Consider the following 13,026-nt stretch of genomic DNA (forward strand, 5'->3'; position numbering starts at 1 on the left):
CTATCAAAATTGACTGTTTTGCATTTTGTTCAACAATTGATTGAATGTTTGATGATCGTTTTTCGTAAAGGACTGGAAGTAACGCTCGTCGATGACTTCGATGATCGGCGCGGATGCCTGGACAAGTGTTTCCCCGTCCGCCGTCAGAACGATCCGTTTTTCACGGTCAATCCGTTTACGGGTTAGTAGTCGGTTTTGCATCAGTTTTTTTAGCGTTTGTGAAATCGATCCGCTCGAGAGCTCGAGTGTCGTCTCAAGCGACTTTTGTGTCGCACTCTCTAGTTGATACAACGTATAGAGCATATCGAATTGAGAACGCGAGAGTTCCCATTGTTTTAACGTATCATTGACTTCTTTGACGTAACGATTGTGGATACGTTGGATCGATTGCCAGTGTCCAATCGATGAAAAGGCAGCATGTGGATTCATCGAACTTCCCCTTCCTGTTTTTGCGTACTATGGAGCTGCGTTACAAGTTGATGCAACGCGTGTTGTTGCGATGCGGTCAAGACATGAAATTGATTCGCTTGAAAACGTTCGTATTTCGGTAAGACTTCGTTTAAAAACAGTTCTCCAGCCGGTGTCAGATGGAAATAGTTGACCTTACGGTGACGTTGCTTTTCGATCAGGCGCTTAGCGAACAGCTTTTTAATCCCTTGAGAGATCGTCCCGTCCGTGACATGAATCAGGCAAGCGATTTCTTTTTGACTGGTACACGTCGTCGACTTTAAGCAGCGCAAGACCTCGAACATCGTGTGCGAGAGGTCCCACGTCTTTAAGAAGGCATTGACTTGTTTCGTTTGATGATTGTGGTACGTCGTAATCGTATTCCAGCATGCGATTGGTAATGTCTCTGTATTTGGTTGCATATGTAACCTCTTATTTTAAAATGATTGTACGATTTAGTTAGATACAAAATAACATAAAAAAGGGGGCGGGACTAGTTCTTCTTTATGTAAAAAAACACATCATTTCGCAACGTATGTTCCTGTAACAGGACATACGTTGAAAAGCGATGTGTTTTTAATCGGCGCTTTGCTTGTTTACCTCGCCTGCCGGGTGACGGCCCCGCGCTAAATAAAGGAGGGGCCCGATGTAATTGACACTGAAAATGGTGAGACCCCAAACCCACTTCGGTCCGCGTGTCTGCTGACGCGTAAACAAATCGATACAAGCGACGATGAGTAAACAGAACCCGGTCACATGGATCGTTTTTTTTAAAAGTTGCTGAATCCGTTGCATCATCGTTCCCCGCAATCTTTTTAAATAGTTGAGGCATTGATTCTTCTGTTATGTCACTAAAAGCGGACTATCGAAATTCTGCAGGACTAAAGCATGTTGATGTAGCTTAAAACCGTACCGGGTAAAGCAGTCCTTTGATACGAGTCCGTGATGGGTGACGATTTCGAAATTGCCGCTGACTCGGTAATGCCGATGTTTGTTTTGCACATCCTGAATGAAGGCCTCCAATAAAAGGCCGCGCTCGCCAAGCCCTTCTTGACGGACGTGGACGTCGAGTAAGTTGTACTCGGCGACTTCGATCCGGTCATATAGGCGTGTGTTGACGTACTCGACGGTCATGTGTGACCGGGTTGATAAGAGTGACCGGTTCGCTTGCTGATTTTCCAGTAACGTGACGTAATAAAGGGCATGTGATTTATGACTATTCCGTGTGACTTGAACGACTTGGTTTTCATTATTATAGGCTAATCCGATGAGCGATTCCTGCGGATGGTTTCGGATAATGAGCGTGCGACGTGTACAAACGTCACGCCAGTCGATTTCTGGAATCCATTTCAATTCAAATGTCCGAGGTGTTCTGGTGAACTTCATGGTATGCATGGAACCTCCTTTTTGACTAGTGCTTTAAATATACACTTTTTGGAAAAAATATTAAACGAATAATGTTAATATTATTTACTCAAGTTCGATTTGTCGATCGGCATTTTTAATAGAATGTTCAAGACGTACATCGAATGAAGCACGTTTACTGCGACGACAACAGGGAAAAATTGTTTTGAAGCGTCTATCTTAAGAAAGGAAGTGTCCGTTCATGCAGAAAAATCAACAGCGTTATGCGTTGCGCAACCTCGCGTCCGGTTTTTTATTCGGTCTGGGTCTCGTCGCATTCTTAGACGAAGTCATTTTTCACCAATTGTTAGGCTGGCATCATTTTTATGACAAATCAACGACCGCGGTCGGACTGTTTTCCGATGGTCTGTTTCACGCATTCAGTTGGTTCGCGACAGTGGCAGCCCTGTTTCTAGTTGCAGACTTACGGAGACGATCCGCCTTTTGGATGAAGCGGTGGATCAGTGGTGTGATGATCGGCGGAGGTTTTTTTCAATTGTACGATGGTCTGATCAATCACAAAGTCTTTGCGATTCATCAAATTCGCTATGGTGTGGAACTTCTTCCCTATGACATCGCCTGGAATGCGATCGCTGCGCTTATTTTAGCGGGAGGGATTGTGTTATTCCTGCAGACCGGGAAACAACTGCGGACGACAGAGGAGGCGAAATAAGTGATGCATACGCATGAAGGCATGGGAAACGGTATTGAAACGAGTGTGACGCTCCTCGTGCTCGTCTTACTTCTCGTTTATCCGGTTGCCGCCTGGAAAACGAACAATCACTACCGGCGCTGGCCAATCCACCGGTACGTGTTTTGGGGAAGCGGGGTACTGAGTGCCGGTGCTGCGCTCGTCGGTCCGGTTGCAGGCTGGGCACACATGAACTTCACGGGACATATGACGGGGCATCTCTTACTCGGGATGCTCGCACCACTCCTGCTCGTGTTTGCGAAGCCGGTGACGTTATTGTTACGGACGCTACCCGTGCAGGCGGCAAGACGGGTGACGGGCGTCTTGAACAGTCAGCCGCTTCGTCTCTTGACGCACCCGATGACGGCAACGGTTTTAAACATCGGCGGCTTGTACCTGCTTTATACGACAGGACTCTATCCGATGATGCATCAGTCGACTGCACTCTATGCCCTGATTCATCTCCACGTCTTCCTGGCCGGTTACTTGTTTACAAGTGCCCTGATCTATATCGATTTGACGCCGCACCGCTACAGTCACGTCTACCGGGCGGGTATTTTAATACTGGCGTTGGCGGGGCATAAGATTCTTTCGAAATATCTCTACGCTCATCCACCCGGTGGAGTGGGGAAGGCGGAAGCGGAACAAGGCGCCATGCTGATGTATTACGGGGGAGATGTCGTTGATCTCGCGCTCATCATCATTCTCTGTTATCACTGGTACGAGGCGACGGCGCCGCGTTTACAAGCGTCAGAAACATTGGAAATGAGGAAGGGCTGAAGGAAACGGTTTGTTGTTTCTTACGAGACTTTTATCTTCTCTTCGATTGGCTGCTCATAAAGATTTTGCTTCGAACGGTTAAAGACGAGCGGTATCGTGAGTAAACCGATGAGTAAAAAACCAATTGAAAAGATGATGTATGTCGCGCGGATGGAAAAGGCTTCGGCGAGTAAACCGATTGTCGCCGTCAAGAGAATGATGAAGAGTGACTCGGCGACATTGATGACTCCTGAAAAGCGGCCCATGAGATTGACCGGGACATTGTTTTGGTAAAACGATAAAAAGCCCGTATTCGCAAACGATAGAGCGAATGTCAGTAGGAAAAAGCCGGCGGAAGCTACCATGAAGTTATCGGAAGTAGCGAATAGAAGGTAGCCGATGGGCGTAGTGACTGCACCGAAGCCAATCAAAAAGCGAAGACTCAGCCATTTCGTGCAGGTCGCATTAATGATGGAACCGAGGATGATCCCGATCCCGGCGATACTGACAAGAAATCCATAGGTGCTTTCCGAGAAACCGAGCACAAGTGTCGCAAACGAAGCCTCGAGTGAATCAAGACCCGACATGAAAACCATCATGACGCAAAAGAGACTGTAGACGAGCGTGATGTAACGGTGCTGGCTCGTAAAGCGCAACGTTTCTCTCCAGTCGCTGATAATCATTTGAAGACTCAATCGTTCTGCCTGCGCAAAGGTCAATTCTTTTTCTAAAGCGGGCAGGAAAAATAAGATAAGGGCAGAAATGGCGAGCGCGACAGCATTGATATGGATCGCAAGGGACGGCGAACCCATGATGAACAGGAGACCGGCAATCGTCGGACCGAGGATGAACCCACACGATTGAATGAAATTTTTCAACGCATTAAAACGTTGACGATTACCTTTTGAGACAAGCTTCGTCATATAAATCATCGATGTTGATTCAAACAAGGAGCTACCAACGTTGATCAGAAAGACGACTGTATAGATGAAGAACAACGAGTCGATGAAGGGGAGAAGGGCGATTAAGAGTGCACGTGATAAATCGAGTAGCATCATCAATTTACGTTTGTCGACCCGGTCAATCAAAGAACCTGACCATAAGCTCGTTATTAAAGAAGCGACAGGAACTAAAATGTATAAAAGTGACACCGCGAACGCAGAACTTGTTCGATCAAGAATAATCAAATTGAGGGCAATGAAGTACACCCAGGCGCCTAAGTTTGAGATTCCGACACCGATCAGGAGCAAAGCAGGGTATTTCCAAGCTGTACGATTCATAGTCAATCGCTCCCTTCTGGTTATAAATAACCAATATTAATTTTAAAATAGAAATTTATTACATTTTATGTTACTCGATTGTTTGTTTGAAAGCAATCAAATGTTTGATGCGACAGAAAAAAAGTAGCGATAATAATATCGCTACTGCAGTGCGTAGACAAAGTAGTATGAATGATAAAAGCAAGTCCCTTTTTCGTTGCTTTCCTCGGGCGAGGGACAAGCCGTTGCTCCTTGATCCTCACGGACAACGAGCAGGGTCTTGTTTCCCTCTGAAAGTGCGTTAAAAACGCACTTTTCCCGCAGGAGTCAACGAAACGTGCCGCTTTGAAGACGAGGTAAGACAAGGAAGCGCAAACTGATTGTACCCTCATTTAGAATTTTCATGATGTATAAGAGTTCGTCTACAGCCTGAATTAGCGACAATAATATCGCTACCACATGGTGTTGTAGACCTAGTTAATTTAAGTTGTTTGTATTTCCCAATAAATCATTCCATCCGTTTCTCGTACTCGTTCCATGTTGACTTTGTTTAAGACACGGATTGATCCTTGATCAGTTGCTTCCGTTTTGGCAACGACTTTCAAAACGGATGTTGTTTGTTGCGCCCATTGAATCAGTCCTGCGACAGCTTCTGTTGCGTATCCATTATGCCAGTATTGCTCGAGCAAACCATAACCGATTTCTACCGCTCCATGTGGATTCGGTTTCCCTTTAAAACCGGCATCACCAATGATGACATCATCTGCCTGGCGGATGATTAACCAACTTCCCCAGAATAATAAGGACGGATCCTGTTCCAATGCCTTTAAATGATTCGAAATTTCGGGACCGTTCCGATAGTTTTGACGGGTAATAACCGGAAGCTGTTCCTGTGTAAAAGGAACAAGTCGTAATCGAGCTGTCTCGATGTGCATGCGTTTGAGTCTCCTTAAGATGTTTTCGTGTCCGTAATTTCGAACCGTTTTGTTCGCTCAAAAATCAATTCATAGTAAGTACCGACGGCAACACCGGACGTGACGAAATCCGGGGCAAAAATTTGTACGAAACGCCAACCGTCTGCGGCATGTGTTGCGATTACTTCCCGGTAATCTTCCTGTGGATTACCGGACAATCGCTTAAAATCAATCCGCACGAACTTGTATTCGAACATGAAGCTACCTCCTTTGACAATCTTATTCGTACCTACGCTTCAAAATCGGAGAAGTTTCTTATGAATGATTCCCACGTATCATGTAAAATGAAGAAATCAGTTATTAAGGGAGTGAGGAACCGTCATGAAATACATACGTTACCTGATTTACTTCGGGTTGATGGTCACAATCAATTATTACTTGTCGATGTACGTTACTGTCGATAAAAAGCTACTCCATTCTTTACTAGCGTTCATCATTTTGATCAGTGTTGCGTTCCTCTTGATTACAATCGAATATTTCTTTAATCGAAAAGTACATAAATCCCGCGACTAGTCCGTCGGGGCATGCGAAAAGGAGCACAAGCGTCGTCCAAGGTAATCGGACATGTCTGTGCTCCTGTTCTGTCTCAATCAGACTTTTCTTTTTTCGTTCAGCTCGTTTGTTTCCGGATTACTCCAGCGCCACTCTGTCCGGCGACTGATGAACGATGTCAAAAACATCAGGAAGGTCATCAAGGGTAACAGAAGCCACCACGATTGCATGAAAAACAACGAGGCAAAGGAATCGATGAAAACAAAGGTATGGGCGACGTAAATCCACATGAACAGTGAACTGACGAATAGAATCGCTTCAGCCGTCGTAATGAAATCAAGTTTCTTCTCTTGCATACTTTTCCCTCCAATCAGGAGCGAACCGTCTCCCGGCTCGCTGTTGTTGCGACATGTTGTTCACTTTCGCTATCCAACAAAATCGTCCGGTTACGCCCTTGCTGCTTAGCGGTATACAGCGCTTCGTCGGCGATGACACTCATCCGCTGAATATGGATGTTCTTCCCGTGGGCGACACCGATCGATGTCGTCACATCGATTGCCGGGAATCCATCGATTTGAAAGCGTTGTGACGCAATCCGTTGCCGGATCCGGTTTGCGACTTTGGTCGCTTTTTGTGGGGCTAAATCATAAATCAAAATCATGAACTCTTCGCCACCGATCCGCGCCGTGATGTCATGCGGGCGCGTCTCTTCTTTTAAGATGTTCGCGAATTGTTGTAAGACGAGGTCACCATTGCCATGCCCGTATGTATCATTGACGTGCTTGAAGTGGTCGATGTCGAGTGCGAGAATATTATAGATTCGACCTTCTTGTTCAAGTCCTGCTGTCCGAGCGTCCCAAACGCGGCGATTGTAGAGACCGGTCAAATGATCAAGCTCGGCTGACTTTTTATAGATATCGACTTGCCGGTTCAACAGTTGGAAATCGAGTGTCAACAGACTGGACAGCACGCCGACCGTCAAGCCGATCGTCCAGGTCGACGCCATCAAGTTAAATGCCGTTTCGTTCCAGCCTAAGTTAATCAGGACGGCAACGGTAATCATCATCAGTGCCCAAACATTCATCGAGATATTTTGGAGAAAAGGACGATTGAGTAGCCTCCGGTGAATCGCAAGCATCCCGATGCTGATGCAAAGGACGGCGACGAAGGCGACGGCAGCTTGTTCCGTCACACCGAATAAAAAGCGGGAACAGGCGATGATCAATGTCGCGATGATGAGGGGGAAACGACTACCGTAAAAAGCGAGTAGAATGAGCGGAATATGCCGTAAATCCATGCGGAGCGAATCATTGACAGCGATCCCTTTGAACATCAATAACACGCCGAGCGCTCCTGTCAAAAGGCCGACGATGATTGACTTGACGACATAAGATTCAAAATGGGTGGAATGGATAATTTTCGAAATGATATAAAATCCTGTGAAGGCAATGCAGGCATTCACGAGCAGTTCGACGATGAACATGGTTTTCACATCCTTGCGCATGATACTTTCACATTACCACTTTGACAAAAGTTGTCAATAAAAGAGCGGTTTTGACTAAAGGTGGAGAGAAAACGTAAAAGCAAGTGATGTTACTGTCTACTTTAAGTTTACCTTGATTTGACAATGATGAATAGACTCCCAATACATGAAAGCATCACTTATAATCGAACATATCACAAAAAAGAAAGAGGGGGAACACGATGGAGAAACCACTTGATTCCGGACCGTTTTTTCATGGTACAAAAGCGAGCTTAGAGATTGGTCAAGTACTGGATGCCGGGAACCAATCAAATTATCAGGATAAGCGTTCCAATCATATTTATTTCACGGCAACTTTGGACGCTGCGAAATGGGGAGCGGAGCTCGCCCGCTCGGACGGGGACGAACATATTTATCTCGTCGAACCGACTGGACCGTATGAAGATGACCCGAACTTGACTGATAAAAAGTTTCCCGGAAATCCGACCCGGTCCTACCGTTCGAAAGCGCCGTTGAAAATCGTGGCAGAGCTTGGCAAGTGGACACGGCATTCGGAAACTGAGATCGAACAGATGCGTCAGGCTATCAATAAACTGAGCGCGGATGGACAGGCTATGATTGATGATTAAGGGATAGGAGGCGTTAAGAACTGAAACTTTTCCACTGACCGCTGCGTAGTGTCAGTAGGGAAGGGGGAGACAAATGAGTACGACAATCGGTTCATTACTCGCCATATTGATTATGCTCGTCACAATCATTTATGGCGTCGTCTACATACAAAAAAAGAAGCGGAATACGGATCGGGAAGCAACTTACAAAATCGTTTTCACGATGGCGATTCTGCTGCTTGCCTTACCGTTCATCCTAACGATATTTAAGTAACGTGGAGGTAGTGTCTTGGAACAACTTATCATTCTTATCGGTTCATTTCTAATTGCGGGTGGGATGCTCTTTACGATCATCCGGGCCGGGTCAATCGCTTACCGGCGGCAACAAATCTCAAAAGGACTGTTCGTGTTCGCGACCGTCTCGTCGTCGATCGGGGCGGTCTTGCTCGCCGGCCTGTTGCCGTTGTTATTTAGTGTCTGGTTCGAGTGAAGACTAACGAAACGTGTGTCACTGATTTTTTAATCAGCTGACGCACGTTTTTTTTATTTTTTTTCGAACAATTGTCGAAACGGTCCTGTTAATCCTTAAGAGAAAGGAGGCGAACCTCCTTTGCATATCAAAGGAGGAACGAGCGATGCACCCTTATTTACAAGTCGAGCACCGTGTCCTGCGCGACGGACAACAGTTTTCATCGGTTCATGAAAAAATGATTTATTTGATTTTGGCGAGTTATGCCGGAGCATCCGGGAGTGCCTTTCCGTCGCACCAGACGATTGCGGACGCCGTCCCGTGCGGCAAGACGACCGTCAAAGCGTGTCTTGCGTCGTTACTTGAAAAAGGGTTGATTGAAAAGGAGGAACGCTTCAATCAACACGGGGGACAAACATCAAATGAATATCACGTCCGATCAGTTCCGGACGCGGTACGACTACCGGGGGATCAGGAGCCGACTACCGGGGCGGCGCGAGGTGACGACGAAGAACCTGTCTTGAAGAAACAGTCTTTAAAAAAAGAACCATCCTCAACGGCGTCCTCCGTCTTCGCGTTGTTCGAAGCGGAAATTGGCTGCACCTCCCCTTGGATCAAACAGCAACTGGCGCAAGCCGTGACAAAGACGAGTCATGACGTCGTCGTCCATGCAATCGAACAAGCGGCAGCGGCGAATGTCCGCAAGTGGCAATATGTCAAAGCCGTCATCGATCAGTTACATGCACGTCAGATCACGTCAGGCGAACAAATTAAGCGTCATGAATCGAGACGGGCGGAACGACCGGCAAGGACGAAGCACCGTTCGTCAGCCGTATTACCGGCTTGGGTCGAAACGGAGCGGACAGAACAGCGGTTGTTCGAACAAAAGCGACGAGCGGCTTGGACGGCGTCAGTCCCGGAAGAAGCCGAACTGACAGAGTTGCTCGCCCAATTGATTTAAAAAATAAAGGAGGATACACAGATGACTATCAGCACAGCATGGTTACTCGAACGCGCCGATCGGAAATTATCCGTCAAGGGAATGGACGCGGATGTCGTCACGATCACGCGGAGCGTCATCAAAGAACTCGCACCGCAACAGATTTACGTCGGCGTCGCGCAAAGCTACCGGACGAAACAGGAACAGGATGCCTTGTATGCTGTAGGACGGACACGCCCCGGAAAAATCGTCACCTACGCGCGGGGGGGACAGTCGAATCATAACTTCGGTGTCGCCGTCGATCTCTTTTGTTATTCTTCTGACGGAACACGCGCTGAATTTTTAGCACCACCGGACAATCGGTTGTCGCGGATTGTCGCGGCGATGAAGCAACGACAGATGGAATGGGGCGGGGACTGGACACCGTTTCGGGATTATCCGCACTTTCAACTGTTCGACGCCGTCAACGGGAAGAAGAAGCCGCGCCTTGCCCCGCTTTATCTAGGACGTGCTCTAGCGAAAGGGAGTCAGGACAAGGAGACGATTCGCTTGATCCAAATGAAGTTACGTCTCCCGGCGAGCGGCCGGTTTGATGACGGTCTGACGCGTGCCGTCAAAGACTTTCAGCGACAGGTGAAAATCACAGCCGACGGAATCGTTGGCCCTGTGACATGGCGTCATTTGTTTCAGGAGGGACGCGGATGACGGAGCGATATGCAGCAGCCCTGCGGCTGATCGTCCCCCTCTATTCGATTGTCAATTTGACGCTTCTTGCGAGCGGGTATGATCCGTTACCATTTGCAGAGACAGCCGTCGATCTCGGAGTGACGACGCTCGTCGGCATTTTGGGCACACTCGTCGCCTGGTGGAAAAACAATAACGTCACCCGGGCCGCAAAAGAGACGCAAGCGTTGCTTGACGAACTCAAGCGAAGTGTTCCGACGGACTGAATGTGCGATGAAGTCTAATACTTTGAAGTCGAGATGCCGATAAAGAGGTGATGAATTGAATCGTTCTCGTTCTTGCGAGAGCGTATAAAGAGAGAGGTCTGACTGGACGTGAAATTTTCCGCATTGCAATGGTTCTTAATGACGGCTTTGTTTTCATTGATGTTTACAAGTATTTGGAGTTACACTGCGTTTTCTAATATCGAGCGGGAGAACGACCGGATTCTTGCAGAAGCGATTCCGATTTCGAATACAGCATCCCAATTGTTTCCTTTACTGCTCGATCAAGAATTAACGGTGCGGAGCTATTACCTGGAACGACGTCAGCAAGACTTCGAACAATTCCAAACGACGCGTGTGAACCTGCAGGCATCGCTTGAAGCGTTAGAGCAGCTCGACGATCGTGATCCGACGATGCGCCGGATTTTACAGAAAGAGGCGGTGCCGCTCCTGCAACAGACCGATGCCTTTTATCAACGGCAACTTATGTATATTCAACAAGACAATCTAATCGAAGCCGAGCGGAATCGTTACGACGGCATGGCGTACATCAATCAATTTCGCCCGATCGACATTAAAATCCGGGCTGAAATCGAACAGATTGTCATGTCGGCGACAAACCGGTCAAAAGCGGCCTCCTCCTCTGCGAAATGGGTCATCGTCATCGTGTTAAGTGTCGCCGTCTTGATTTTGTTTGCCTTTTTGCAGACGTTTCGGCTCGAACGCAGTAAACGTGCCTTGATTCGCCGGTCGCTGCACGATAGTTTGACGGGGATCCCGAACCGGCGGGCGTTCGACGAACACCTCGAGCGTGTCTTTGAAGAGGCGCGGCTTTCCGCTTCAGAAGTGACGCTCATCCTGCTCGACGTCGATGCCTTTAAACTGTATAACGATACGTATGGGCACTTACAAGGGGATGCCTGTCTGAAACAGGTCGCGAGTGTCCTGAAGAAACAAGCTGGACCGTTCGGACACGTCGCCCGGTACGGCGGTGAGGAGTTTGCAGTCGTTCTCTCGGGCCAGTCGGCACAAGGTGAGCTTGTCGCCGAGCGGATCCGGACAGGGATTCTCGACTTGAAGTTACCTCATGAACGGTATACGCCCCTGTGCCAAGTCAGTGTCAGTTTAGGGATGGCGACCGTTCAGCCGGATGATACGTTAACAGAGATTCATTTAATTGATCGCGCCGACATGGCACTGTATGCGGCAAAAGCAGCGGGGAAAAATCAGCTCGTCCGTCACGATGCGAGTTGAATATGGAGCGTAATCGTAAAAGGCAACAGCTTCCGCGGAAGCTGTTGCCTTTTTTTGAATGAATTCAATGTAAAATCACACAGTACGAATTGTCGGAAATTAACGGTGCAGAAACCACAAACACGACGTTGATCGGTGTTCCACCCAGTTTAGCATCGAGTTGATGGAGTTGTGAACGGATTTTACGACTTAGCCCGTAACGAATCTCGGTACTCAGTTCATCCATGTCTGCATCATGTACGTGTAATAGGAGTTGGAATGGTTCGAGCGAGAAAATAGAAAAGTCGCAGTCGATTCGGGGATCCTCAAATTGCTCATTCAATCCATTTTTTATAAAGTATGCTTCCTTTGCTGAAATCATCCCGTTTCACCTCGCTCTCTTGCGAAAAACCTGTCCAAACCTGAATAAAAATATCGGCTTGCCTTATATAGTAGTTATTACCCAATTTTATCGGAAAATATCAGAAAAGCGACAGAAAATGAAATTTGATGAGGATTGGGAAAATCAAAAAACGAAGCGGCAGGAGTCGTGCTCATGCATCACTTCGTCATGTCGGTTTGCTTACATGTGGTGCTTTCGTAAAAAATCATCGGTCGCTTGTTTGAAAAACGTAAATTGATGGATTTTCAGTTGATGCGTGTTGCCGTAACGAACCTCGAAATAACCCGGATCAACGGGTGAAGGGAAACCAATCCGCTCGAACCACTCCGTGATTGTTTCATGACCATAACGCTGCAGATGTTTCGGTAGCCGAAAATTAAAAAATTGAATATGTTCGCGAATTAGCTCGGAAGATACATCATGATCCGGCTGGATGATGACAGTGACGTGATGCTCATAATCGAACCCCGCGAGTTGGAACCGGCTCGGTCGGTAAATCTTGATGTAATAATAAAAAAAGGCGAGCGTCGCGAAGCTTAAAACGATTAAGATGAGAATATAAGGTGGAGCCGAGATGGAAGAGTCGAAACTCGTCCGAAAGAGCGGTTTTTTCGGCGTGATTGATTCGACGTTGGCGACAGCACCACTGTCCACGTTGAACGAGTCGCCACTGGAGACGATGGACGAGTCGCCTTGCGCACCACAACGCGCCAGGCACGAGGAATCAGTTTTTTTATGTAAGAGTGATAAAGTCGAAGAATATACGGACGGGAGGACGGATTGGGCGAGTAAAACAAGGAAACACGTCAAACAAACGTACAAACAGACTTTTAAACGAAATGACTGGGGCATCGACCTACTCCTCTCTCGAGCTGAACGGGATGAATCGTTAGGAAGAGTATAGCAAAAGAAGTACA

Annotated in this window: 21 protein-coding genes; 10 read left to right on the forward strand and 11 right to left on the reverse strand. The window is 47.3% G+C overall.

Translation table 11 applies throughout. The annotated features are described in order from the left end of the window. Positions 1-3: 3 nt before the first annotated feature. From P403_RS0115250 to P403_RS0115265, 4 genes are all read right to left on the reverse strand, one after another. Positions 4-429, reverse strand: a complete 426-nt coding sequence (locus P403_RS0115250) for a MarR family winged helix-turn-helix transcriptional regulator (protein ID WP_029333552.1) — start codon at positions 427-429, stop codon at positions 4-6. Continuing rightward, complete coding sequence (locus tag P403_RS0115255) at positions 426-869, reverse strand: MarR family winged helix-turn-helix transcriptional regulator (protein ID WP_029333553.1); 444 nt, start codon at positions 867-869, stop codon at positions 426-428. The genes P403_RS0115250 and P403_RS0115255 overlap by 4 nt, the downstream gene beginning before the upstream one ends. Positions 870-1,023: 154 nt before the next feature. Beyond that, the gene (locus P403_RS0115260) at positions 1,024-1,245 is read right to left on the reverse strand and encodes a PLD nuclease N-terminal domain-containing protein (protein WP_051667436.1); all 222 of its coding nucleotides are present in this window, start codon (positions 1,243-1,245) and stop codon (positions 1,024-1,026) included. 45 nt (positions 1,246-1,290) lie between these two features. After that, a complete protein-coding gene (locus tag P403_RS0115265; protein ID WP_029333555.1) occupies positions 1,291-1,833 on the reverse strand; it encodes a hypothetical protein in 543 nt (180 codons plus the stop codon). Between the two features lie 220 nt (positions 1,834-2,053). Between P403_RS0115265 and P403_RS0115270 the strand changes: the two genes are divergently transcribed. After that, positions 2,054-2,524 (forward strand): DUF2243 domain-containing protein, encoded by a 471-nt coding sequence (locus P403_RS0115270; RefSeq protein ID WP_029333556.1) that lies wholly within the window; start codon positions 2,054-2,056, stop codon positions 2,522-2,524. A gap of 3 nt (positions 2,525-2,527) precedes the next feature. After that, complete coding sequence (locus P403_RS0115275) at positions 2,528-3,322, forward strand: cytochrome c oxidase assembly protein (protein ID WP_029333557.1); 795 nt, start codon at positions 2,528-2,530, stop codon at positions 3,320-3,322. A gap of 20 nt (positions 3,323-3,342) precedes the next feature. Here P403_RS0115275 and P403_RS0115280 read toward each other — a convergent pair whose 3' ends face one another. The 3 genes from P403_RS0115280 to P403_RS0115290 form a co-directional block, all read right to left on the reverse strand. After that, positions 3,343-4,581: an MFS transporter gene (locus P403_RS0115280; RefSeq protein WP_029333558.1), complete on the reverse strand. Its 1,239-nt coding sequence runs from the start codon at positions 4,579-4,581 to the stop codon at positions 3,343-3,345. Positions 4,582-5,042: 461 nt separating this feature from the next. Next, entirely contained in the window at positions 5,043-5,495 is a 453-nt protein-coding gene (locus P403_RS0115285) for a GNAT family N-acetyltransferase (RefSeq protein ID WP_029333559.1), read from the reverse strand. 14 nt (positions 5,496-5,509) lie between these two features. Beyond that, on the reverse strand, positions 5,510-5,731 hold the full coding sequence (locus P403_RS0115290) for a DUF4177 domain-containing protein (RefSeq protein ID WP_029333560.1): 222 nt from the start codon (positions 5,729-5,731) through the stop codon (positions 5,510-5,512). A 124-nt stretch (positions 5,732-5,855) separates the two neighbouring features. On the opposite strand from P403_RS0115290, the gene P403_RS0115295 reads away from it, so the two are divergent. Continuing rightward, positions 5,856-6,047 carry a hypothetical protein gene (locus P403_RS0115295; RefSeq protein ID WP_029333561.1) on the forward strand — a complete coding sequence of 64 codons (192 nt, stop codon included), beginning with the start codon at positions 5,856-5,858 and terminating at the stop codon, positions 6,045-6,047. A 77-nt stretch (positions 6,048-6,124) separates the two neighbouring features. On the opposite strand, the gene P403_RS0115300 is transcribed toward P403_RS0115295, so the two are convergent. Beyond that, positions 6,125-6,382: a hypothetical protein gene (locus P403_RS0115300; protein WP_029333562.1), complete on the reverse strand. Its 258-nt coding sequence runs from the start codon at positions 6,380-6,382 to the stop codon at positions 6,125-6,127. A 14-nt stretch (positions 6,383-6,396) separates the two neighbouring features. Beyond that, positions 6,397-7,509, reverse strand: coding sequence for a GGDEF domain-containing protein (locus P403_RS0115305; RefSeq protein ID WP_029333563.1), 1,113 nt, complete (start codon positions 7,507-7,509; stop codon positions 6,397-6,399). 221 nt (positions 7,510-7,730) lie between these two features. Here P403_RS0115305 and arr point away from each other — a divergent pair, with 221 nt between their 5' ends. From arr to P403_RS0115340, 7 genes are all read left to right on the forward strand, one after another. Continuing rightward, on the forward strand, positions 7,731-8,138 hold the full coding sequence (gene arr, locus P403_RS0115310) for an NAD(+)--rifampin ADP-ribosyltransferase (RefSeq protein ID WP_029333564.1): 408 nt from the start codon (positions 7,731-7,733) through the stop codon (positions 8,136-8,138). A 73-nt stretch (positions 8,139-8,211) separates the two neighbouring features. After that, positions 8,212-8,391 (forward strand): hypothetical protein, encoded by a 180-nt coding sequence (locus P403_RS0115315; RefSeq protein ID WP_029333565.1) that lies wholly within the window; start codon positions 8,212-8,214, stop codon positions 8,389-8,391. Between the two features lie 15 nt (positions 8,392-8,406). Next, positions 8,407-8,607 (forward strand): hypothetical protein, encoded by a 201-nt coding sequence (locus P403_RS0115320; RefSeq protein WP_029333566.1) that lies wholly within the window; start codon positions 8,407-8,409, stop codon positions 8,605-8,607. A 145-nt stretch (positions 8,608-8,752) separates the two neighbouring features. After that, positions 8,753-9,547 (forward strand): helix-turn-helix domain-containing protein, encoded by a 795-nt coding sequence (locus P403_RS0115325; RefSeq protein ID WP_029333567.1) that lies wholly within the window; start codon positions 8,753-8,755, stop codon positions 9,545-9,547. Positions 9,548-9,568: 21 nt separating this feature from the next. Next, on the forward strand, positions 9,569-10,231 hold the full coding sequence (locus P403_RS0115330) for a M15 family metallopeptidase (protein ID WP_029333568.1): 663 nt from the start codon (positions 9,569-9,571) through the stop codon (positions 10,229-10,231). Next, positions 10,228-10,476 carry a phage holin gene (locus P403_RS0115335; RefSeq protein ID WP_029333569.1) on the forward strand — a complete coding sequence of 83 codons (249 nt, stop codon included), beginning with the start codon at positions 10,228-10,230 and terminating at the stop codon, positions 10,474-10,476. Before P403_RS0115330 ends, P403_RS0115335 begins: the two co-directional genes overlap by 4 nt. 108 nt (positions 10,477-10,584) lie before the next feature. Then, the gene (locus P403_RS0115340) at positions 10,585-11,727 is read left to right on the forward strand and encodes a GGDEF domain-containing protein (RefSeq protein ID WP_029333570.1); all 1,143 of its coding nucleotides are present in this window, start codon (positions 10,585-10,587) and stop codon (positions 11,725-11,727) included. Positions 11,728-11,791: 64 nt separating this feature from the next. Here P403_RS0115340 and P403_RS0115345 read toward each other — a convergent pair whose 3' ends face one another. After that, positions 11,792-12,088 (reverse strand): hypothetical protein, encoded by a 297-nt coding sequence (locus tag P403_RS0115345; protein WP_029333571.1) that lies wholly within the window; start codon positions 12,086-12,088, stop codon positions 11,792-11,794. A 201-nt stretch (positions 12,089-12,289) separates the two neighbouring features. Further along, positions 12,290-12,961: a hypothetical protein gene (locus P403_RS0115350; protein ID WP_029333572.1), complete on the reverse strand. Its 672-nt coding sequence runs from the start codon at positions 12,959-12,961 to the stop codon at positions 12,290-12,292. Positions 12,962-13,026: the final 65 nt, after the last annotated feature.

The organism is Exiguobacterium oxidotolerans JCM 12280, assembly GCF_000702625.1.
GTDB lineage: Bacteria > Bacillota > Bacilli > Exiguobacteriales > Exiguobacteriaceae > Exiguobacterium_A > Exiguobacterium_A oxidotolerans.